We start from the raw sequence: 19,606 nt of genomic DNA, 5'->3' as shown, positions 1-19,606 counted from the left end.
GCGTACAAGACACGTCGTTGCATGCTTCGGAGGTGTCGTGGATCAGGTGAAACGCTCTTACGTTCTTGCTAGGCTTGTTTCTGTTACACCTCTTGTGGAAGTAACACCAGCCGCGCCACACGAATCAAAACCACGTTACGCATAATTAATTCAATAAAATCAATAAGTTAACAGATTTCGTTACACCGGTAACGCTCGTAACACCGACTTCAGTACAGCTATCACCCCTGCTCCCCGCGAGCTTGATGCCATCAGCGGATAGGCCTAACCATGTCCGGTCTGATGTACTGATCCTTAGGCATTCCGGAAGCGCAGGTGGCAGATAATTCGACTCTTGATTGCAAGTGAGTTCTCCAAGTTACATGACAGTAGTTGAGGGTTATCGGCAGGTGTGACTGCTCAGCTGTTCACGCTTGAACACGCCAATTGCACTATTACAGACCGGGTAACGATGTCGGTTTTCTTCAAGATTCTTTCAATTTCAACGTTGAAATTTCAGTAAGCTGGACTACCTGCTACTAACAAGATCCTGCGGGTTCCATGCCCCGTACTACTAGTAAATCACCAGGGTCCCCAGCGCTTATCGGCCACGAAACTCCGACGGGTATCGCTACGAAAGATCGATACCAGGTGAATGGAAAAGTCTTTGGGGTCGCTATCCAGATGAATCCGCTTAGGAATTTGGGGGAGATTGAATGTAGACGATCTGCTTATCTCGACCCACCAACAAGCCGATGACGAGCAGGATCACTCCGAGGAAGAAGCCAACAAATCCTAGAAAGCCACTCACCAAAGTGCCACCGATGGCCGCTCCCGCCGTTTCAGCACCTGAGTGAGCGCCACTGACATTGGTAGCGATATGGCTACCGGTGAAAATAATACCGGACAAGGGAAGCATGAATGCAGCGATGCCCGAGGTCACTAGAAGTCGACGCCATGCTTTGCCAGGAGTCGGAGCATAAATCGCTACGACTAGTGCAATGATCCATGCGACGAAGAACACAATCGCGCCTGTCGCACCGCCAGCCCCTGGCGAAGCCGCTCCGGCGATGCCTACGACAATCGAAAGAAGAATGGCTAATATTAAGCCGCCAACCAGCCCTGCAAGAACCTTCATCGTTAACTCCTTTTATTTGCCGAGGCATCGAATATGCTGACGTGATGTATAGCAGCAGAATGCCACTTCTGTCCTGCAGCACCGTTGTGGGCGACCAATGAATTCTCACAGAAACCGCATTTTGTGGCTCTAGCAGTTAGCCTCGTGTATGCCCACGTGTATGCCTAACCGATACCAAACCTACAAAGCCCAGCAAATACTGGCATTTTACAACCCAGTTCAAACGACGCCGGGGCACCCGACACAGACGAAAAGCCCCAGGTCGAAAGGCCTGGGGCTTTTTTGTGGGTGTCGATTAACGTTTCTGCAACGCCTCCAACCGCGCCGGCAAGTCTTCCTTGGGAAAGCGCTTATGCAGCGCCAGCAGCTGTTCATCGGCCGCTTTGGTTTCTCCAGCCCGGCGCAGCTCCACGAGCTGCTGCAACCCCTCCTCCAATGATGGCAACGCCACCGCACGTTTGCTGAGTTTCGCGGCCGGCTCATCCGCCAACGCGCCGGCCACCTCAGCCTGAATCGGCGGTGCGGCGGCAGCCATGCGGGCCATGGGCGCCGGTGCCGGCGCCGAATACGCTTGGACAAGTGGGCGTGCGGCTTCCTGATGAGGCGCGGAGAAGGTCGCGGTGGAGATCTCCGGTTGCGGCACGGGTGAGCGCATCACCACGCCGATCATCAGCGCCACGCCGGCGACGGTGGCGAAAGCCATCTGCCAGCGCGGCTGGCGGCAGGCGTGCAGCCAGCGTTGCCATAGGCTCGGCGGCGGCGTCGGGGCTTCACGGCGGGCGGTGTTGAGGATGAAGGCGTCGAGGGACGCGGGCGGCTCGCCTGTGCTGTGTTGACGAAAGTGTTGGAGCAACACGTCGTCGGGGTCCTGGGTGTGTCGTGGGTCGGTCATGCAGGTATCTCCTCGGCCAGCAGGCGGCGCAGTTTCTGCTGGGCGTAGCGCAGGCGGCTTTTGACGGTTTCCAGCGGGGCACCGGTGAGGGCGGCGATTTGCGGCACTTCGAGGTCGCCGTGCAGGCGCAGCAGGAAGACTTCGCGCTGGTCCTCGGGCAAGTCCTGCAACGCCGCGTCGAGGCGCGCCTGGTCGCGGCTCAGGCTCAGTTGCTGCTCGGGGCCGGCGCTGTCGTCGGGCTGGGCGTGCAGTTGCTCATCGTAGCTGTCGTGCAGCGGGTTGTGGATACCGTGCTTGCGCCAGTGATCGATCAAGCGGTTGCGGGCAATCTGGAACAACCACGTACGAAAGCTCGCCCGACCTTGTGGCTGAGTGGTGCTGCGGATCAGGCTAAGCCAGGTCTCCTGGTACACCTCTTCGGCCAGTTCGACCTTGTTGCTCAGGGACACCAGGAACCGGTACAAACCTTGGCGATGGCGCGCGTACAAAAGCTCAAACGCGGCGCCGTCTCCGGCTCGGTAGCGGGCCAGCAGCGCTTCGTCGCTGGGTGAATCATCGGGCACGGCCATGTAGGTGGCGAACTCCTTTCTTACAGTCGAAATCGCTCTAAATGTGGGAGCGGGCTTGCTCGCGAATGCGCAGTGTCAGTTAACAGTTATACCGACTGATCCACCGCTTTCGCGAGCAAGCCCGCTCCCACATTGAGTGTCGTTAATGCTTAAGACTCTGCGCCAGCTCTACCAGTTGCACGAACTCGTTGCGCAGCCCGAACGGGTCATCGCCTCGGGCCGAGCGGGCCAGTGCGGCGGTGTCCTGCAAACTCATGCTGCCAGTGTAGCGGCCATCACCCTTGAGCTGTTGGGCGAAGGCAGCCACAGCTGCCGAGAAGCGCAGGTCGTCGCTGGCCTTGGTCGCTTGGTTGCCGATGGGCCGCTCAATCAATTGGCTGTCACCGCCCGCCGCAGGCTTGTAGCGCACGCGCAGCATCGCCAACTCAGCCGGTTTGTTTTCAGCCACTGGCGCAGCGGCGTAGCGCAACGGTTCCAGCCAGCCTTTCTGGCCCGTCGGGACAATTTCGTACAACGCCGTCACGCTATGCCCTGCGCCGATCTCGCCCGCATCCACCTTGTCGTTGTTGAAATCCTCACGTTTCAAGGCGCGGTTTTCATAGCCCAGCAGTCGGTACTCGCTGACCTGGGCCGGGTTGAATTCCACCTGCAATTTCACATCCCGCGCCACGACGGCCAGGGTTGAACTGAGCTGGTCGACGAGTACTTTTCGCGCTTCGCGCAGGTTGTCGATGTAGGCGTAGTTACCATCGCCCGCGTCGGCCAATTGCTCCATCAGGTGTTCGTTGTAGTTATCCACACCAAAGCCCAGGGTGGTCAGCGACACGCCGCTTTTACGCTGCTCGGCCGCCATCTGCTTGAGGCTGTCGAAGTCGCTGATGCCCACGTTGAAGTCACCGTCAGTGGCCAGCAGGATGCGGTTGATGCCGTTGCCGATAAAGCCTGCGCGGGCCATCTGGTAGGCCAGTTCGATGCCGGATGCGCCGGCCGTTGAGCCGCCCGCCGTCAGTTGGTCGATGGCATTGCGCAGCTTGGCTTTTTCGCGGCCAGACGTGGGTTCGAGAACTACGCGGGACTCACCGGCATACACCACCAGCGACACGCGGTCTTGGTCGCGGAGCTGGTCCACCAGTAACTTCAGGGTGCTTTTCACCAGGTGCAAGCCTTCGCGGCGGTCCATGGAACCGGACACATCCACCAAAAAAACCAGGTTGGCCGGCGCCAACTCCGCGACGGTGCGGTCGGACGCCTTGATGCCGATGCGCAGCAGCTGAGTGTGCGGGTTCCACGGTGTGGCGGCGATCTCTGTGGTCACGCCAAACGGCGAGCCGTCGGTGGGGCGTGCGTAGTCGTAGGGGAAGTAATTGACCATTTCCTCCAATCGCACAGCACCTTCAGGCGGTAGACGGCCTTGGTTGAGGAAGCGTCTTACGTTGGCATAGCTGCCGGTGTCGACATCGACACTGAAGGTCGAGACGGGGGTTTCGGCCACGCGGTGCACCGGGTTGTCCGGCAGGTTTGCGTAGTGCTCACGAGGCTCGCTGCGGTAGGCCATCGCCGCTGAATCCTGACTGACCATGCGCATGGCCATTGGCGCCGGCATCGGCATGCGTTTGCTCAGCGCACCCTGTACCGGCGCGCGTTGCAGTTCGGCGATAGGTGCTGCGTGCTCAGGCTTGGCGGCATCACGCGAAGAAGACAACCCACAACCGGCCAACGCGACCAGCAACGTAACGGTAAAGCCGTGGGCAGCAGGGCGCAGGAAAAGCAGCGGACGGGACATGGCTGAACCTCGTGAATGAATGATCCGTTCACAAGGTCAGACGCAAGGTGTGGAGGGTTCGGGTTAAACCGGCGTCGGATAACACCTCGATCACTGTGCAAGTGTGTAGACGCTGGCTTGCCTGCGATGCAAACGCCTCGGTTTTTCAGTTAAACCGTGGTGATGCTATCGCAGGCAAGCCAGCTCCCACATTGGAGCTGCAGTGTTTTCAGTACCCGGATCAGTCGGTGCCGTACTTCGGGTTACGCGGCCCGTACAGAATCCCGGTGCGTTGCCCCGCCGACAACAGGCGCGCACTGGTGATGCCGGCAATCGGGTGCGCGGCGTCGGTGGAGCTGTTGATCACCTGCTTGACCGCCGCCGTGATCAGCATGCCCACCAGGCCGCCGCCATTGTTGTTGCCCTCCTCGCTCGACGCCCGCGCCGAGCCGGTCCACAGCGTGGTGCCGGTGCGCAGGTCGACCAGTTTGGCCGAGGCCGTCACCGAGGTGTCGCTGGAGATCAGCATGTACTTGGTGCCGTACTCACTGACGGTGATGTACAGCGCCGCATCCGCACCAAAGATGTCATGCAGCTTGGCCGGTGCCACACCCTGGATGTCGTTGGCGGTGGTCAGGCCGTTCTGGCGGAAGGTTTCGTCCACCAGGGCAATCGGCAACACGTAGTAGCCCGCTTCGGCCAGCGGGTAAGTCACCTGCGACACCATGCTGTAGGACGCCTGCACCTCCGGCGACTCATTGATCGGCGGCAGTACCAGGATCGACTTTGGCCGCGCCTGTTTGTACGCCGTGTAATCAATGGTCTTGGGCGCGGCGCAACCGCCGAGCAAAGCCAGGGCCAGCAAGGCGCCCGTGAGTTTTAACAGGCTCATTTGGTGGCGACTCCGGTCTTGGCGTTTTTCAGCAGGAAGTCCATGTAGGAAGCCGACTCGGGGAACAGTGCCTTCTCGGTGCGAAACTCCTGCACCATCTGGTCATCCTTGCCCATGGTCATGTACAGCATGCCCAGGTGGGCGTGGTAACCCGGCGGCGCCTTGCGGCCACTGGCGTTGATCTTTTGCAGATCGCGCTCCAGCGCCTCAACCTGCGCTTCCTTGGGCTCGCCCTTGAAGTACTCATAAACCTGCGGCTGGTAGCTTTCCCACTGATACAGGGGTTGGGGCGCCGTTTGGCACCCGGCGACCGTCGCGATTGTTGTCAGCATCAGCGCCAACTTCACTGCCTTGCTCATCCGTGTACTGCTCCTTGAGGTGCTGCTGATCAGTTGCGCGGGTTCCAGGCGCCGGCGTTGATGCCGTCGACGAGGCGGTTGATGGCTTCGCGCATGGCCAGGTCCAGGACCTTGCCATTAAGGGTGGAGTCGTAGCTGGCGGTGCCGCCAAAGCCGATGACTTCACGGTTGGACAGCGCGTATTCACCGGCGCCCTGGGTGGAATACACCACTTCGGAAGTGCTGATGTTGACGATGTTCAGCGCGACTTTGGCGTAAGCCACTTGGGTCTTGCCACGACCGAGGATGCCGAACAGCTGGCGGTCGCCGGTCTCTTTGCGGCCGAACTCGGTCACATCGCCGGTCACTACGTAGTCAGCACCTTTAAGCTTTTGCACGGTGCCTTTGATCGCGGCTTCCTGGGAGATTTCGCCCATGTTGTCGCGGTCCAGCACGCTGAAGCGGTTGGTCTGCTGCAAGTGGGTGATCAGGATGGTCTTGGCCTGGCCACCGAGGCGGTCGACGCCATCGGAGAAGATGCCGCGCATGTAGCTGGAGCGGTTATCGAACTTGCCCACGGCAATCGGCACACGCACGCCGGAGTAGGCGACGTTGGCGCTGGCGACTTGCTCCACCGGCATCGCGCGGTTGCTCTCCGTGGCGCAACCGGCCACGGTCAGCAGCGCTGCGGCGGTGAGGCCAGACAGCAGGATTTTGGACAGTGTTTTCACAGGGTGCTCCTAGGGTGAGAGGTCCGCGGTTGCAGCGGGTGAACCCGCGGGAGGGACTGTTGTGTACGTCAACTACGCGGTCGCGGCGATCAGAACTTGCTGAAAAAACGCGCGACCTTGCCCAGCACCTCAACACCAAACGTGTCGGGCCAGCAGGTAGGTATTTTGGCAAGGATGACCGGCGCGCAGCGGTCCGGCTGGAAAGTGCAGCCTGCCATCAGGCAGGTGACGGGGAGAAAAACGGAAGTGCGCATTGCTTGATTCGTCCTTGAAAAATGCGATGTAGCCAGTGCCGCGGCATTTTACGGGGTTGCCCGATGTACTCAAGCGGTTTGGCCGCCACAGTGAAGTTCGCCGCCCAACGGCAGCCTGCTAAGCTGCGCGCCCACCTCAAGTTACACAGCCACCGGTCGAGACACTGGCTTGGCTTGCTCATTAAATAGGGATATTGCGTGTTTAACACCCTCCTGAGGGCTGCGGCCCTGATCGCGACGCTGTCGATGACCGGCTGCGTCTCCTACACCGTCACCGGCCCCATCGGTGCCCCGCTCCACCCGGCTGCCGCCAGCAGCCCGCGCAGTGCACAAATCGCTGACGTGACGGTGAACGCCGCCGACGTCAACGAGGCCAACAAAACTGCGATCAGCCGCTCGCTCACGGCCCAGCTCAACCAGTACGTGCGCGCGGCAGGTTACTTCAAGCAGGTCACCGAGTACCCCACGCGCCTGGAAGAAAACGACGTGGTGCTCAAATTCAACATGACCTCGCTCAAGGGCCATCGCGCACCGCACCCGGCCTACATACCCGGCGCACTGCTGACGCTGACGATCTGGATCTGGGTCAACGGGCCGATCTACGTCGACAGCTTCGACGTGGCCGGCAACCTGGTGATCGTCGACCGCAACGGCAAAGAACTGGCCACGGCCGAGCAAGCGCTCAAGTTCGAACACAACGTCGGTCTGTATGGCGGCGAATACTGGGCACCGTCGATGGGCGCCCAGCAGCTGAACAAACTGGTCGCGCAACTGCTCGACATCGCTACCGCCAAACTGGCCAAACCCTGAATTCAAGGAGCAACACATGAAAGGATTGATCAAGCACAGCCTGGTCCTCGCCGCGATCTTGCTGAGCGGTTGCGTGTCCTACTCGCAACACGAACTGCCACCGGTGCAGACCTGGCCGCCGACCGCCAACGCGCCAGCGCAGAAACCCAGCGCATTCGTGCGCACCACAGCGCTGAACCAGGTCAACGGCGGCCCCGCCAACGCCGCCGCCGGCGCCCCGGCAGCGCTGTGGGAAAAAGCTGTTGCGGATGCCTTCCGCCAGTCCAACCGCTTTGCGCGGGTAAGCACTGACAAAGTGGACTCGGACATTTACGCCGACGCCAAGCTGTATAACAACGAACAGTTCAGCATGGCCTCGGCGATCATTACCGGTGTCACCTTTTTCATTATTCCGTCCACGGCGAAAAACACCTTCACGATGGAAACGGTGTTCAAGGACAAGGACGGCAAAGAATTGGGCCGGGTCAGCAAAAGCGAATCCGTGCGCACCTGGATGCACCTGGTGCTGATCCTGGGCATCCCGTTCCAGGCGAACACGGGTGAAGTGGTTGAAGCGCTGACGCGCAGCACACTGGACGAGGCGGTGCAGCGCAAGCTGTTCTGACAGCAGAACGCGCCCGCGTACTCAAATCCACATGCGGGAACGGGCCTGCTGGCGAAGGCGGTGTTTCAGTCACCTCAAGTATCGACTGATCTACCGCTATCGCGGGCAAGCCCGCTCCCACAGGGTTAAGGTGTTGGCTTAGAACGCATACCGCGCCTTGAGCATTACGCCATCGGCGTCAAACCCGCTGCGCGCCTGGCGGGTGTAGCTGGCGCCCACGGTAAAGTCCGACACCTGGTAGTTCACGCCCACGCTGGCTTCATAACTGTCACGCGCCACCGAAGCGCCGGTGACGGTGAATGGCGAGCCACCCGCCACGAAGCTGGAGGTTTGCGCGACGCGATCGCCCATCAGGTCGTGATAGGCCATCAGGGTTGCTTCCGGTTGCAGCTTGCCAGCACCCATCGGCAGGTTGCCTGCCAACCGCAGGCCGGCGCCCAGCTCACCCACTTCATAGCGTTGCGAGCGGGTGCTCAGCGCTGCCGAAGAGCCCTTCTCGTCGTAGCCATCCATGCGCACGTTGGCATAACGCGCCGCCACGCGCGGCTCGATCACCACCGCCTGCGACGGCTTGAAGCTATAACCGCCGATCACACTGGCCGCCAATACATTACTGTCGTAGCTGCCCTTGGCCGTGGTGCCTGCCACATGACGTTTGCTGTCGTTGTCGTTGTGGCCGTAGCTGAGGCTGCCGTCGACAAACCAGTTTTGCAGCGCCCAGTTGCCATACAGCGACAGCGCGTGGCCCTCGACGTCAGTCTTGTTGCCCAGGTCGGAATGGATGTTGGAGTTGAGGTAGCTGTAGGCCACGCCCAAGCGGGTGGTGTCGTTCAAGCGACCGTCCACACCCACCGCCATGCCGCTGCTGTTGGCCGAGTAGCCGTTGTTGCCGCCACGGCCGTCCTGGTCCATGTTGCTGCTCAGGCCTTGCACCCACACGCCGCCGGTTTGATGGCCTTCGCGCTGATCAGTGAGGCGGTTGAAGATCGCGCCGTTGATCACGGTTTGACCCGACAAGGCCACATCCAGCGCGCCACGGTTGACGTCTGGCTTGAGCTGCTCGCTCACCTGAGCAAGCTGTTGCGCAGTACCGGCGTTGGCGAGGGACTGGAACACGGGGTCGTTCTGGTTCAGCCCGCCGAGCACCTCGTTCTTGAAGGTATTGACCGCCGTCGCCGCTGCGGCGGTGGCACCCGCACCGGTAAGTTCCTGCTGCACTTGCTGGTTGTCTTTAACCGCAACGACAGCCTTGACCGTTTGGGCATCCGCCGAGTAGCTGAGCACGTTGAGCAGCGATGAAGAACTGGCAACAGACAGCCCGTTGTTTTGCACGCTGCTGGCTTGCAGCAGTGTGTACTGGGTGCCGTTGTTGGTGCGGGTGAAGTCGCCAGGGTTGGCGCTCACGGTCAGCTTTGAGGCCTGGGCAAAATTGGCCGTGCCGTTGACCGTCAGGTACGGCGTGGTCGGCACCACGCTGTCGGCCAAGTGCATATCAATGCCCGCGCCGCTGGCAACGTTGAGGTCGCCGGTGATCGTGGTGCCCGGCGCAGAGAGGTTCAACGAACCGGCGTTGACCGAGACCGGCGCGATGATGCGCTGGCCGACGAAATCAGCCTGGCCCGCGACATTCACCGCGCTCAAGTTGAGCAGGTCGCCGGTGATTTTGCCGCCGGTCCAGTTCAGCGTGGCGAGGTTGGCGGCGTCGATGGCGGTGCCGGCGTTACTGCGGATCTCGCCGGCTTGCTGGTTGATTTCAAAAGGCGAGGTTTGGTACCGCGCGTCCACCAGGATCGCCGTGCTGTCGGCCTTGATCAGGCCACGGTTGACGATGCCGCGTGCGCCCGTCTGTGGGTTCAAGGTAAAGGTCGCGCCCCGCAGGCTGACAGCGACCGCGTTGGCGCCATTGGCTTCGAGGGTGCCGGTGTTGAGCAGATAGTCGTAAGTACCGGAGTCGAACCGAACCGCTCTGGCAAGGCCGCCATTGACCGTCACCAACCCGCTGTTTTCAATGCGCAGGTCACTGGTGTCGGTTTCAACCTCAATGCCCAGCGCCTCTTCACCGGTGACGCGAATGGTGCCGGAGTTGAGAATCTTGCCGCCGACGGTCACCGGCAAATTGTTGTGGGTGTCCAGGATCAGGCCGAAGCCGTAGTAGGACGTCACGTCCACCAGGCCGGAGTTGACGACATCGCCGCCTACGGTGGTGCCGTTGAGGTAGATCCCCTCGCCATCGCTCTCGGGGCCGGAACCCGGCACGTCGACGGTGATGATGGTGCCAGTGTTGATTACGTTGCCGCCGACGGTGGCAGCGCCTACCTCAAACCCTTCGGCCCAGGTCTGGTTGGTCAGCCTGATCACACCGGACTGAACCACATCGCCGGTGATAATGCCGCCACGGGCTCTGAGATCTGAGTCAATCGCACCATCCACCACGAACCCGCGAATGTTGAGGCCACTGCCATCGATGGTGTAGTCGGCGCGGTTGATCAGCGAGCCCTGAATATCGGTCTCGGCAACACTCGCCCCATCGACATAACGCTGGGAGGCCACCACATTGCGCGAACCGACCAAGGTCACAGGCTCGTTGAACACCTGGCCTTTCCACGTGTTCTGGCCGCTGCTGACGTCAAATTCCACCGCAGCAACGTGCGCGGCGCCTGCGCTGACCATCAAGGCCAACAGGGTTTTCTGGAACGGCTTACGCTTCATTTCAAACTCCATGAACTACAGTCAAAGCCGCCAATAAGCCCGGCGGCTGTAGGTGTGCTGAGCGAAGGATCACTTGATCCGAGTGCATGCCCCCATGGCGCCTTTCTGAAACGCAGGCGCGAGCAAACGCACCTCAGCCGGTGGTGGCAGAAAAGGGAATAGGGAGGCGAGGTTCACATTAATCCTTAATGTATTTTGAAAACGCTGCAGTCCATGCAGCCCTACCGGTTGCGGGTGGGCGGGGTAAAGACCCGGGCTTGAGGGAAATGGTTCCTTTTGCGGTAGGACGCTTCCCGAAACGACTGGGGATTTGCGTAATACCCGTGAGCAGACGGCGGGAAGCGTTGGCGTCGGTGGGGGTTGGGGATAGGACGCAGGGGTTTGAGTCAGGGCGTTGATGCCTTGCGTGGGTTTGGGTGCGGGGCTTATAGTCCGGCCCGTCGCCCAACAAGGGCGATCGGATTTGGCGATCCGTTGACCGTATGCGAAAGCTTTCTGCTTGCTTGCAGGGGCTTCCGTACCCGCATCGCTGCTTTATGGCAGCTGTGCGTGGGAGACCTTCGGGTCTGCCGGAACTCGGTCCCGGTTCGCCAACCTGCGTACAGCTGTCACCCATTCGTTTGGCGACGATAGGTGACTGCTTCACTCTACTGACCGAGGTTTCACCATGAACCAATACATGCCCCTAACGGGCCACGACTGCACCGTCCCCGCTCTGCTCATCGACACCTGTGCGCCCCTCGACGTGCTCCACGACGCCGCCGTGTACCGGATTCGAGCCGTCACGCAACTGTTGGAAAACCTGGCCTTCCGCGAACAGCTCAGCAGCGATGCTGTGGTGCTTCAAGACTTCGCTCAACTACTGGCTATACCGCTGCGCGATGGGTGTGATTTGCTGGATGTCATCATTCGCAGGCTTAACAGCGTCAACTGACCGCGACAGGGCGGCTGGCGAGCTGCCCTGTTAACGGTGAGGCAGTGAGTAGGTGCGGGCCACGCTTGTGCAGTAAAAGTGGCCTGTCGCCTATGCAACCTTGGCGCTGCGCTGCAGCTGCCGGCCCAAACCGCCAATTACCTTTATTTTCTCCCGCAACTATTCGACGGAACCTGTGCGATAGCACCCGGCGTCTCCAGACCGGAGAGCAGTCGAATCACGCCACCGCACTGCCAATCTTGCCTCTGTAGGTACGCCTCATAATCTTTACCCGCCTCAGGAACAAATACACGTGGATCAGGCACACAAGACGCCTCGGCGGCAACCATCTTCATCACAACCACAGACGGCACACCCGCAGGGATCACAAACTCGGCATAAGACTCGCCATAGCTCAGGTGCTCGCTCCTCCAGGAAGCGGGCATTCCGACACTTCGCTTGGTGTGTTGCCCTAAGGTGGAGTTGACCTTATCCGCAACGGTATTGCAAAGGGGACAGATTTATTAGCAGCTATTTACTTAAATAAATCTGTCCCCTTTGCATAGTGGTCTGACCCCTATTTTCACACTAACCCACTAGCTAAAAGCAATCAACTGCAATAAATTTATTTAATCTATCGCCACCAACGCAACTTCTGAAAAAGAATAAAACCGCTCGTTATGATTCCATCTTATCTCCAGCGTCATATTACGATCACGTCACCGGAATCAAGATAAATTGAGTAGGATTCGCAATCACCTGTATCGTCAGGCTCGACTAAAATTTTATCTCCCGTGCAGAATGTTATCTGTAGCGTAGCAGGCTTAACTTCCTCAACCGACTGAACGTCCATTAACAAAAAGTCTAACAAGGGCGCACTGGTTGACGAGTCAGCAAAATCACGTTGACCAACGACATTTCCAATTCGATACTTCAATCCAGCTTCTACGCAGAAAGAAACTTTATATGGAGATACACCAGGGAACGTCTGCGGCCTCGAAAAGTCTAGCCTGGTGATACGGACTCCAAAAGAAATCATTTCCAAATAACAGCCGGACAGCAGTAGAAAATCAAAATCTTCTGACAACATGCTCATATATCACCCTAATTTAATCCATGACTTCAACGACGAATGAGCGATAAAGAATCAGGAGGAAGAGCATGAAAAGGGGACAGATTTATTTAACAGCTATTTACTTAAATAAATCTGTCCCCTTTGCCTGGGCAGAAACCAATAGGCAGCTAACCCCGTTGAAATACCTCCCAACAAAAAACTCAAAACCACAGGAAATATATTTCTCATCAATTGATAATTTTCAACTTCACTTATAAAGAAAAAAACAACACTAAACATCCAAGCGGATGAAACAACAGCGCTTACAATTGAAATCACTAAATAACTGCCAGCCCTGCCTTCAAGCTTAAAAAAAGTTACTACTATCGCCAGCACCACGGCGGGGAAAAGAAAAATCAATTGCGCCATGATGGGAACGGTAATAAAAAGTGAAAATAGCTCACCGCTTCTCACCTCTCCGATCAATGATGGTTTTTTAAATACTGTTATCAGCACCGTAATTAACATTATAGGAACAGCCGCCAAGCCCGAAAAAAACGGACATAGCAAAAATGCAAAAAATACTGTTTTTCGAGGATAATTTTCTAATGTCATGGTACACACCCTTGACTAGCGTTGTAACCTAGCAGCTTACAACCAAACTCAACCCTAGATTTTGTAGTCTAAAATATCTACGCCACCGCTGATCCCAGGCACGTCAACTGGCAAATCCCCTGCGCCTCTGTCCGAGTCGGTCATATATTTTGACGGCCCCAAAAACGTGTCATGTCCGCTCAAATATTTTTCATGAATAGGTTTTGTAGTCTGACACCTATTGCTCCTTAGCCCCCAACTTCCCCCTTAGCTTACGCAACACACTCGATCCCCAGCCAGATAATAAAGCCCCTCAAGCTTTCCACGAACAACAAAACCGTGGTCTGACCCCTATTTCGCTGGGTGAGCGGATTGCCCGCCTGCGCAAAGAACACGGCATCACCCCAAACCCAACTGGCTGAACGGCTGGGCGTGTCCCAGCAGACCATCCAAGCCTATGAGTCCGGTAAACGGCGTATTCAGGTAGCGGCGCTGCCTGAACTGGCCCGGCTGCTTTCGACCACACTCGAAGAGCTGTTTGGTCAGCAGCAGGAAACCACTGTGCGTAAACGTGGCCCCGCTCCGAAATGGCAACAGCAACTGGAAGCCATCGACCAACTGCCCAAGAGCCAACAGAAATTTGTTGCGCAGATGCTTGATGCTTTGATCGCTCAGGCCACGACCAAAGCGAGCAGCGAAGGAAGGGAGGTTTTGCAGTAAGCAGATAAAACAACACCGGCGCGAGGCCGGTGCAATTCCAATCACATTTACAGAAAACACCAGTGCGAGTTCTGCTATCGGGACCAAGCAAAATATCTACATATCAGGTTATGGATATATGCCGACCCGCTCAAGCTCAGAGAAAAAGAATTCCATACCTTCCCGTATGCTATCTGTATCTTTTCTTATTACAACATCGTTACTTGTCGACATATTTAAAATAAAAGTATAAATATTACGCTCTCTTTCACCATCTACCTTAAATATGAAAAAACCCTTATTTTTCATCGCCACCAACTCTAATATTTGAATAAATTCCTCTAGCCCAACGTTATCCATACTTGGTGAACCGAAACGGGCTGCATACTTTTCAGAAAGCTCATTGAAAGACATTAATCCAGCCCTCTTAATGCTTTTGAAATATCTTGGACATTAGTTAGCTTCCCGTCGCAACCTTATCCACAACATTCCAAATAATTTGTTTTGGCGAAAAATAGGGGTCAGACCACTATTCTTCTATTCTTTTAACTCATACTTTTTTGGGCGTCCTGACACGCCCTGCGAAACTCTTTTACCTAATGCCTGCACGATCTCGGACGCAAACTTCTGATCGCCCAAAATATAATTACCGTTTGTAGAAGATCGAATTTGTTCTATCAGCCCAGGTGAAAGTCGATCATTGAATATAGACCGGTAAGCTTCGGCTCGTTGCGCGGTGCCGCTACCTAATTCGTTATAAACCGCATGCGGGCTTATAAAGCCTGACAGCTCGCCCTGTGCGTTTGCCCTATAGCTGGTCCAGCGATAGTCGCCCGGATGAGCAACCATACCGGCTCTAACAGGGTTCATTTCGATATATCGATAGCAAGCTAAAACATAGTTGTCTTGTTGAACCAAACAGGAGCGGAAACGGCCTTCCCACAACGTGCCTGTTCGATTGACATATTGAACGTAGCGCTGCCCCAGCCCCTTCATAAGCAGGCCGGCCCCTGCGCAGCAGCTGGGAGTCAACAACAAATGAACATGATTTGTCATCAAGCACAATGCGTGAACTTTACAGCCATATAACTCAGCAAGCACGGCTAATGTATCAATGTAAAAAATATAGTCTTCATCTGAATAAAAACACGCAGACCGATTGTTTCCCCGCTGAATAGTATGCCGGAAAAACGTGGTCTGCCCCCTATTTCCTTCGAATTCCCGCCATATCGAGCAAGGTAGCCATCTCCTCAAGAACCAGTACAGCACTCTCATAGTTATTCATTTTACGGCCTCGCGTCCAAAACCTTTACTCCTTCAATCGCCCCCTATTTCCTCCCGGCGCAAATCTGCTCCCAGCCTTTCACGATGGTGCCGGTGTACTTGCCACAGGTCGCCCCTTCCAAATTCGCGTCGAGCGCGTCGCGCTCAGGCGCAAGCCATACCGCGTCGGCCAAGTACACCGCGCCCGCTGCCAGCAGCAGAACCACGGCCACACGCGTCGCCATGTAGCGCGCCGTGGCCCGAGGCGTGCGCAAGCGCTCGAACACAAATGCGAACAGCAGCCCAATGCCACACATCAGGAAACCGCCCAGCGCCGCTCCGAAAGCGCCGGCGGTAGAGCTGTCGAAGGAGCCCCACGCCAACATACAAACGCTTGCACTGACGAACATCAGCAGCAGGCACAACCCCTGCACCAACCGCCATCCGACTACCGCTAAACCTGCCATCTGAACCTCACGTGTCATGGGAACCTCGTACCGATATGCGCCGGCTCATTCAAAAAACGTGGTCTGACCCCAATATCTCACCAAGAAAAATAGGGGTCAGACCACTATTCTTCCGAGCACGACAAAAACAGAAAAGTCACAAAAAATAAATCATGTTTTTAAAGAGCAACTCTGCTGAACTCTAAAAAACAAAACCGTGGTCTGACCCCTATTTCCCTCTATTTTCCCTCGCTTTATATAAACCGAAGTTTCCAATAGTCATTGCCCGCCACTATCCAGTACCGCTCGCGAGCAGGGATCAAAAAGCTAAAATCAAAGCATTCAGCAGTCCAGTCCGAATAAGCTAAACTTTCATGAACACGCACGTCATCCATATGCATAAAAATTTTTCTGTCAAAATTTATGTAGAACTTGGGAAACCTGGAATGAATGATATTGGCCTTTTTAAATAGGGCCGGGGACAAACCCTCGCCGGTTAAAAAATAATGTTCAGTCTTTTCAAAAACTTCATAATCCGCTTCTATGAAATTTTTCAAATCGATTGAAGTAAGAATTTTTTCACTTGATTCATCTAGATACTGCGGAAAATTTTCCGAAGTCATTTTCAGAATACCGCCCCTGAAACTTTTGCAAGACTGCTCGTATTGCTCCTGGGTTATATCGCCATCTTCAAGATAGGTGCGATAGTCTTTTTCTGCGTCAAGAGAGAAATTATACTTCTCATCTATCACCCAATAACATCTTCCAGAGTGTACAAAAAAGCAGACACTTCTCTCTCCATTCCAAAGATCATCAAAAACTGTCTGGTTCACCTTCATTGCTTGAACTCCTTGAAAAATTCATCCTGTGTATAAACACGGGCGTTACTCGAGTTCTTTTCGAGTAGGGACTCCCAAATCTTGGGTAGCTCGAGGGAGAGGAAATAGGGGTCAGACCACCATTCTTCTATGTTTTAAAGCAACTCTGCCAGCCTTAAATCGTGGTCTGCCCCCTATTTTCTTCATCTGAATAAAAACACACAGACCGATTGTTTCCCTGCTGAATAATATGCAACGGGATATCCGGCAGTAAAACCCTAGGACGGCGAGCCATATAAACCCCTAACCGGATAGGAGCTTACAGCTTAGCCGCCCTTCAACAGGCCAACAGATTGGAATAATTACAAAAAATAAATCATGTTTTTAAAGAGCAACTCTGCTGAACTCTAAAAAAAACCGTGGTCTGCCCCCTATTTCTCTTCCTATTTCTCTGCGGTGGGTTTCGCGCCTCTTGTCGCTTTTGCACCTCTAGTTACATCCGTTCATTACGCAGACTGCTGATAATCCGATTCCAGTAGCGTACAGCCTCAAAGTGTTGCTGTCTCGTCAACCAAGTTTTGTTCTCAGGACTGTTCGGATCACCACCAACGATAGCGGGTTTAATCTCGAATAGCTCCATGCCTTTAGGGCGTGAGTGCTTGTTAAGCTCACTCATTTTGGTCTGCCAATCGAGCAAATAGATCGGGAAGGTCGCTCGCTACCGATATAGCATACTGACGATTCATACCTATAAACGGAATTCGAACTACCGGCATTGCTGCATCCAATGTGTCAAACCCATACCCCTCCCCTCCGCCGTTAGAAGCGAACAAAAGTATACCTGGCGCATATGTCTCGACCTCATATTCACGATTGAATTCGACTAGCTCTTCTGCCTTCCAGAAAATAATGTAGCTATCTCCAATGAATCCTTCGCCTCCGTCGTGCGTCTTAAGGAATTCAATGTAACTCTCAGGAAGTGCGACTCCCAAGTGTGTTGACAGACCATCAACAGCCGGAATTTCAGCCGGACCATTGAGCTGCCCCTCTGTTAGATGATATTCCATAGCTATTTTCCTAAGTCTTTCTGCAATTGGTTCCACCAAGGAGTTACCTGCTGCCGATGAACATCGCGAGGCAGGATAACTTCGGAAAATACGGGTCAGACCACTATTCTTCCGAGGAGGACAAAAACAGAAAAGTCACAAAAAATAAATCATGTTTTTAAAGAGCAACTCTGCTGAACTCTAAAAAACGAAAAACGGAAAAACGTGGTCTGACCCTTATTTCCTTTTGCACCAACGCAGAAACGTCAATTTTCAGAAAGCTCCATATAAAATGAATTAGCATGAATCTCCCAAGACATCCAGCCAGGCCCAGGCGGGGCATTGAGAACTCCCTCCAGGAAATACTTTTCAGAAGACACGCTCAAGAAACATGGTGAAGCAAGTTCTTGCATCACCTTGAGCCCCGTGGAGCTCTTCCTATCCTCTGCATATTCAACAACTGTGCTTTTTGAAAAAGAAACACCTACAAAGACAAACCAACAACCACCAACAAACTCATGCATAGCATATGAACTTTCAGATTTGCTTATATACTGCACCCACTCCCCACCTTGACTACGGGCCCTCAAAAGTCCGCCTACAGATTCCCACTCACCATATTCAACCTGTCTCACAGCATCGTAAATATAGTGCACGGGAAACATATCCTCAACACGAGCACTTTCACTTTTCTCGCATCTAACAAGCGAAACACCATTGAACTCATTCACAAGCTTACAATATGGGAGAACTAGACCCTTTTCAACAAAAACCCGAAGCGAATCCCCCACAACAGTCCACCCCCCGTAGGTGCAATCAAATGTAACAAGCGCTTCGAAATCCATTGAAACTCTCATTTTATTTTCTCCAAAACGATCGTTTTCATACTATCCAGATTTGTAATAACGCTTCCATCTGTACGAAGGAAGGTCTGCCCTGAAAACCGGGAGTCCAGAGGACCGTCTTGTACAACTCTCACTCCCAAAGACTCAAGATTAGATGCACTGGGAAGCTTTCCATAAGGGTTTGCGGCGTTCGCGTTGATGGGAAAATAGGGGTCAGACCACGATTCTTCTAAAAATATAGTCTTCATCTAAATAAAAACACGCAGACCGATTGTTTCCCCGCTGAATAATATGCAACGGGATATCCGGCAGTAAAACCCCAGGACGGCAAGCCATATAAACCCCTAATCGGATAGGAGCTTACAGCTTAGCCGCCCTTCAACACGCCAACAGATTGGAATAATTACAAAAAATAAATCATGTTTTCAAAGAGCAACTCTGCTGAACTCTAAAAAACGAAAAACGTGGTCTGACCCCTATTTCCTTTTTTTACTTTAAGCATTCAACACTGCAAAGCTTACATCACCGGACCTCAAAAATTCTTGAAAACAAGAAATAACGATATCTATATTTCTTGTGACAAAACTCTCCGAATAGTAATCGCCCAGAACATCAACCAATTTTGCTCCAGTCGACGTATTATTAAGAGTACGCACAACATGCTCACCATCATCAAGGTATTGGTTCAGCATCACAATATAATTTCCAGAATCAGCATAAAGATTGATTTCGTAAGGTCCGGCTTCAGGTGCCGGGGAAATAGACAACGAAGCGACGCCGTCGACTTTACTATATTCACATATAATGGACCTTACATCTTCCATGGTCGGCTGATCAATGAGAGGGATTTGCGATTTGCCATGCTCAGGACTAAGGGTATACCCTCCGATGATCATCTATTTTTTCTCCTTTAATAGACTTCATACCTGACTCCCAGTAATAGTTTTTCGGAAGTCCTGTTTTATCATCTATAGCTCTTACGGTTAAAGATTTCAACTCAGCCTTTTCTGCGGCAGCGGCTATGTCACCTTTGCAGAATCCGCATACATCTTTCCCTGTGACTGTCATAGACATGTCCGCTCCGGCATTTTTACCAGAGCTATATGCTTGCTGGATCACACCGATTTCAGCGTAGGCATCTTTCATATTTCCGTTTGGATAAAGTTTGCCAGGATTCGCAGCGGCTTTATCTGCAATCCTATCCGTGATCAACGAAGGTATTTTCGGGTCCGCCTCGTTGAGAAAAATAG

Annotated in this window: 23 protein-coding genes; 4 read left to right on the top strand and 19 right to left on the bottom strand. The window is 54.5% G+C overall.

Annotated features, from left to right (window positions below; all coding sequences use genetic code 11):
* Positions 1 to 673: 673 nt before the first annotated feature.
* From AACU78_RS19450 to AACU78_RS19415, 8 genes are all read right to left on the bottom strand, one after another.
* On the bottom strand, positions 674 to 1,117 hold the full coding sequence (locus AACU78_RS19450; RefSeq protein ID WP_106577346.1) for a hypothetical protein: 444 nt from the start codon (positions 1,115 to 1,117) through the stop codon (positions 674 to 676).
* Positions 1,118 to 1,412: 295 nt separating this feature from the next.
* Positions 1,413 to 2,009 carry a hypothetical protein gene (locus AACU78_RS19445; protein ID WP_106577345.1) on the bottom strand — a complete coding sequence of 199 codons (597 nt, stop codon included), beginning with the start codon at positions 2,007 to 2,009 and terminating at the stop codon, positions 1,413 to 1,415.
* Positions 2,006 to 2,578: an RNA polymerase sigma factor gene (locus AACU78_RS19440; RefSeq protein WP_106577344.1), complete on the bottom strand. Its 573-nt coding sequence runs from the start codon at positions 2,576 to 2,578 to the stop codon at positions 2,006 to 2,008. Before AACU78_RS19440 ends, AACU78_RS19445 begins: the two co-directional genes overlap by 4 nt.
* 142 nt (positions 2,579 to 2,720) lie before the next feature.
* Entirely contained in the window at positions 2,721 to 4,361 is a 1,641-nt protein-coding gene (locus tag AACU78_RS19435) for a vWA domain-containing protein (RefSeq protein ID WP_106577343.1), read from the bottom strand.
* Between the two features lie 220 nt (positions 4,362 to 4,581).
* The gene (locus AACU78_RS19430; RefSeq protein ID WP_106577342.1) at positions 4,582 to 5,232 is read right to left on the bottom strand and encodes a DUF799 domain-containing protein; all 651 of its coding nucleotides are present in this window, start codon (positions 5,230 to 5,232) and stop codon (positions 4,582 to 4,584) included.
* Entirely contained in the window at positions 5,229 to 5,591 is a 363-nt protein-coding gene (locus AACU78_RS19425; RefSeq protein ID WP_106577341.1) for a DUF4810 domain-containing protein, read from the bottom strand. Before AACU78_RS19425 ends, AACU78_RS19430 begins: the two co-directional genes overlap by 4 nt.
* Positions 5,592 to 5,620: 29 nt before the next feature.
* A complete protein-coding gene (locus AACU78_RS19420) occupies positions 5,621 to 6,301 on the bottom strand; it encodes a CsgG/HfaB family protein (RefSeq protein WP_010214228.1) in 681 nt (226 codons plus the stop codon).
* Positions 6,302 to 6,390: 89 nt separating this feature from the next.
* Positions 6,391 to 6,555, bottom strand: coding sequence for a hypothetical protein (locus tag AACU78_RS19415; RefSeq protein WP_158266157.1), 165 nt, complete (start codon positions 6,553 to 6,555; stop codon positions 6,391 to 6,393).
* 198 nt (positions 6,556 to 6,753) lie between these two features.
* Between AACU78_RS19415 and AACU78_RS19410 the strand changes: the two genes are divergently transcribed.
* Both AACU78_RS19410 and AACU78_RS19405 read left to right on the top strand, forming a co-directional pair.
* The gene (locus AACU78_RS19410) at positions 6,754 to 7,365 is read left to right on the top strand and encodes a hypothetical protein (RefSeq protein ID WP_106577340.1); all 612 of its coding nucleotides are present in this window, start codon (positions 6,754 to 6,756) and stop codon (positions 7,363 to 7,365) included.
* Positions 7,366 to 7,381: 16 nt separating this feature from the next.
* Positions 7,382 to 7,969, top strand: coding sequence for a hypothetical protein (locus tag AACU78_RS19405; RefSeq protein WP_106577339.1), 588 nt, complete (start codon positions 7,382 to 7,384; stop codon positions 7,967 to 7,969).
* Between the two features lie 138 nt (positions 7,970 to 8,107).
* Here the strand turns inward: AACU78_RS19405 and AACU78_RS19400 are convergent, their stop codons facing one another.
* The gene (locus tag AACU78_RS19400; RefSeq protein WP_106577338.1) at positions 8,108 to 10,678 is read right to left on the bottom strand and encodes an autotransporter family protein; all 2,571 of its coding nucleotides are present in this window, start codon (positions 10,676 to 10,678) and stop codon (positions 8,108 to 8,110) included.
* Between the two features lie 679 nt (positions 10,679 to 11,357).
* Between AACU78_RS19400 and AACU78_RS19395 the strand changes: the two genes are divergently transcribed.
* On the top strand, positions 11,358 to 11,612 hold the full coding sequence (locus AACU78_RS19395; RefSeq protein WP_106577337.1) for a hypothetical protein: 255 nt from the start codon (positions 11,358 to 11,360) through the stop codon (positions 11,610 to 11,612).
* Between the two features lie 682 nt (positions 11,613 to 12,294).
* Here AACU78_RS19395 and AACU78_RS19390 read toward each other — a convergent pair.
* A complete protein-coding gene (locus AACU78_RS19390; protein ID WP_146151428.1) occupies positions 12,295 to 12,681 on the bottom strand; it encodes a hypothetical protein in 387 nt (128 codons plus the stop codon).
* Positions 12,682 to 12,780: 99 nt separating this feature from the next.
* Entirely contained in the window at positions 12,781 to 13,260 is a 480-nt protein-coding gene (locus AACU78_RS19385) for a hypothetical protein (RefSeq protein ID WP_146151427.1), read from the bottom strand.
* Positions 13,261 to 13,602: 342 nt separating this feature from the next.
* Between AACU78_RS19385 and AACU78_RS19380 the strand changes: the two genes are divergently transcribed.
* Positions 13,603 to 13,959, top strand: coding sequence for a helix-turn-helix domain-containing protein (locus AACU78_RS19380; protein ID WP_256586949.1), 357 nt, complete (start codon positions 13,603 to 13,605; stop codon positions 13,957 to 13,959).
* A gap of 108 nt (positions 13,960 to 14,067) precedes the next feature.
* On the opposite strand, the gene AACU78_RS19375 is transcribed toward AACU78_RS19380, so the two are convergent.
* The 8 genes from AACU78_RS19375 to AACU78_RS19340 form a co-directional block, all read right to left on the bottom strand.
* Positions 14,068 to 14,352, bottom strand: a complete 285-nt coding sequence (locus tag AACU78_RS19375) for a hypothetical protein (RefSeq protein WP_106577336.1) — start codon at positions 14,350 to 14,352, stop codon at positions 14,068 to 14,070.
* A gap of 123 nt (positions 14,353 to 14,475) precedes the next feature.
* Positions 14,476 to 15,213, bottom strand: a complete 738-nt coding sequence (locus AACU78_RS19370; protein WP_256586948.1) for a transposase — start codon at positions 15,211 to 15,213, stop codon at positions 14,476 to 14,478.
* A gap of 53 nt (positions 15,214 to 15,266) precedes the next feature.
* Positions 15,267 to 15,686, bottom strand: coding sequence for a hypothetical protein (locus AACU78_RS19365; RefSeq protein ID WP_106577335.1), 420 nt, complete (start codon positions 15,684 to 15,686; stop codon positions 15,267 to 15,269).
* 215 nt (positions 15,687 to 15,901) lie between these two features.
* Positions 15,902 to 16,486 carry a hypothetical protein gene (locus AACU78_RS19360; protein WP_106577334.1) on the bottom strand — a complete coding sequence of 195 codons (585 nt, stop codon included), beginning with the start codon at positions 16,484 to 16,486 and terminating at the stop codon, positions 15,902 to 15,904.
* 647 nt (positions 16,487 to 17,133) lie between these two features.
* On the bottom strand, positions 17,134 to 17,532 hold the full coding sequence (locus AACU78_RS19355; RefSeq protein WP_106577332.1) for an SMI1/KNR4 family protein: 399 nt from the start codon (positions 17,530 to 17,532) through the stop codon (positions 17,134 to 17,136).
* Positions 17,533 to 17,777: 245 nt separating this feature from the next.
* On the bottom strand, positions 17,778 to 18,356 hold the full coding sequence (locus AACU78_RS19350) for a hypothetical protein (RefSeq protein WP_106577331.1): 579 nt from the start codon (positions 18,354 to 18,356) through the stop codon (positions 17,778 to 17,780).
* Positions 18,357 to 18,850: 494 nt separating this feature from the next.
* Positions 18,851 to 19,252: a DUF6911 family protein gene (locus AACU78_RS19345; RefSeq protein WP_146151426.1), complete on the bottom strand. Its 402-nt coding sequence runs from the start codon at positions 19,250 to 19,252 to the stop codon at positions 18,851 to 18,853.
* Complete coding sequence (locus AACU78_RS19340) at positions 19,227 to 19,604, bottom strand: cytidine deaminase-like fold-containing protein (RefSeq protein ID WP_445261902.1); 378 nt, start codon at positions 19,602 to 19,604, stop codon at positions 19,227 to 19,229. Before AACU78_RS19340 ends, AACU78_RS19345 begins: the two co-directional genes overlap by 26 nt.
* Positions 19,605 to 19,606: the final 2 nt, after the last annotated feature.

Origin of the sequence: Pseudomonas sp. R9.37 (assembly GCF_963878885.1) — a bacterium.
GTDB lineage: Bacteria > Pseudomonadota > Gammaproteobacteria > Pseudomonadales > Pseudomonadaceae > Aquipseudomonas.
Note: the sequence above shows the minus strand (reverse complement) of the source record. Positions and strands in the feature narration are given on the sequence as shown.

Bases quoted from the DNA above. Each gene is read 5' to 3' on its own strand.
- AACU78_RS19445 (WP_106577345.1), bottom strand. From the start codon at position 2,009: ATGACCGACCCACGACACACCCAGGACCCCGACGACGTGTTGCTCCAA.
- AACU78_RS19385 (WP_146151427.1), bottom strand. From the start codon at position 13,260: ATGACATTAGAAAATTATCCTCGAAAAACAGTATTTTTTGCATTTTTG.
- AACU78_RS19345 (WP_146151426.1), bottom strand. From the start codon at position 19,252: ATGATCATCGGAGGGTATACCCTTAGTCCTGAGCATGGCAAATCGCAA.
- AACU78_RS19440 (WP_106577344.1), bottom strand. From the start codon at position 2,578: ATGGCCGTGCCCGATGATTCACCCAGCGACGAAGCGCTGCTGGCCCGC.
- AACU78_RS19425 (WP_106577341.1), bottom strand. From the start codon at position 5,591: ATGAGCAAGGCAGTGAAGTTGGCGCTGATGCTGACAACAATCGCGACG.
- AACU78_RS19365 (WP_106577335.1), bottom strand. From the start codon at position 15,686: ATGACACGTGAGGTTCAGATGGCAGGTTTAGCGGTAGTCGGATGGCGG.
- AACU78_RS19350 (WP_106577331.1), bottom strand. From the start codon at position 18,356: ATGGATTTCGAAGCGCTTGTTACATTTGATTGCACCTACGGGGGGTGG.
- AACU78_RS19370 (WP_256586948.1), bottom strand. From the start codon at position 15,213: ATGAGAGTGCTGTACTGGTTCTTGAGGAGATGGCTACCTTGCTCGATA.
- AACU78_RS19400 (WP_106577338.1), bottom strand. From the start codon at position 10,678: ATGAAGCGTAAGCCGTTCCAGAAAACCCTGTTGGCCTTGATGGTCAGC.
- AACU78_RS19395 (WP_106577337.1), top strand. From the start codon at position 11,358: ATGCCCCTAACGGGCCACGACTGCACCGTCCCCGCTCTGCTCATCGAC.
- AACU78_RS19405 (WP_106577339.1), top strand. From the start codon at position 7,382: ATGAAAGGATTGATCAAGCACAGCCTGGTCCTCGCCGCGATCTTGCTG.
- AACU78_RS19375 (WP_106577336.1), bottom strand. From the start codon at position 14,352: ATGTCTTTCAATGAGCTTTCTGAAAAGTATGCAGCCCGTTTCGGTTCA.
- AACU78_RS19430 (WP_106577342.1), bottom strand. From the start codon at position 5,232: ATGAGCCTGTTAAAACTCACGGGCGCCTTGCTGGCCCTGGCTTTGCTC.
- AACU78_RS19415 (WP_158266157.1), bottom strand. From the start codon at position 6,555: ATGCGCACTTCCGTTTTTCTCCCCGTCACCTGCCTGATGGCAGGCTGC.
- AACU78_RS19355 (WP_106577332.1), bottom strand. From the start codon at position 17,532: ATGGAATATCATCTAACAGAGGGGCAGCTCAATGGTCCGGCTGAAATT.
- AACU78_RS19390 (WP_146151428.1), bottom strand. From the start codon at position 12,681: ATGTTGTCAGAAGATTTTGATTTTCTACTGCTGTCCGGCTGTTATTTG.
- AACU78_RS19360 (WP_106577334.1), bottom strand. From the start codon at position 16,486: ATGAAGGTGAACCAGACAGTTTTTGATGATCTTTGGAATGGAGAGAGA.
- AACU78_RS19435 (WP_106577343.1), bottom strand. From the start codon at position 4,361: ATGTCCCGTCCGCTGCTTTTCCTGCGCCCTGCTGCCCACGGCTTTACC.
- AACU78_RS19450 (WP_106577346.1), bottom strand. From the start codon at position 1,117: ATGAAGGTTCTTGCAGGGCTGGTTGGCGGCTTAATATTAGCCATTCTT.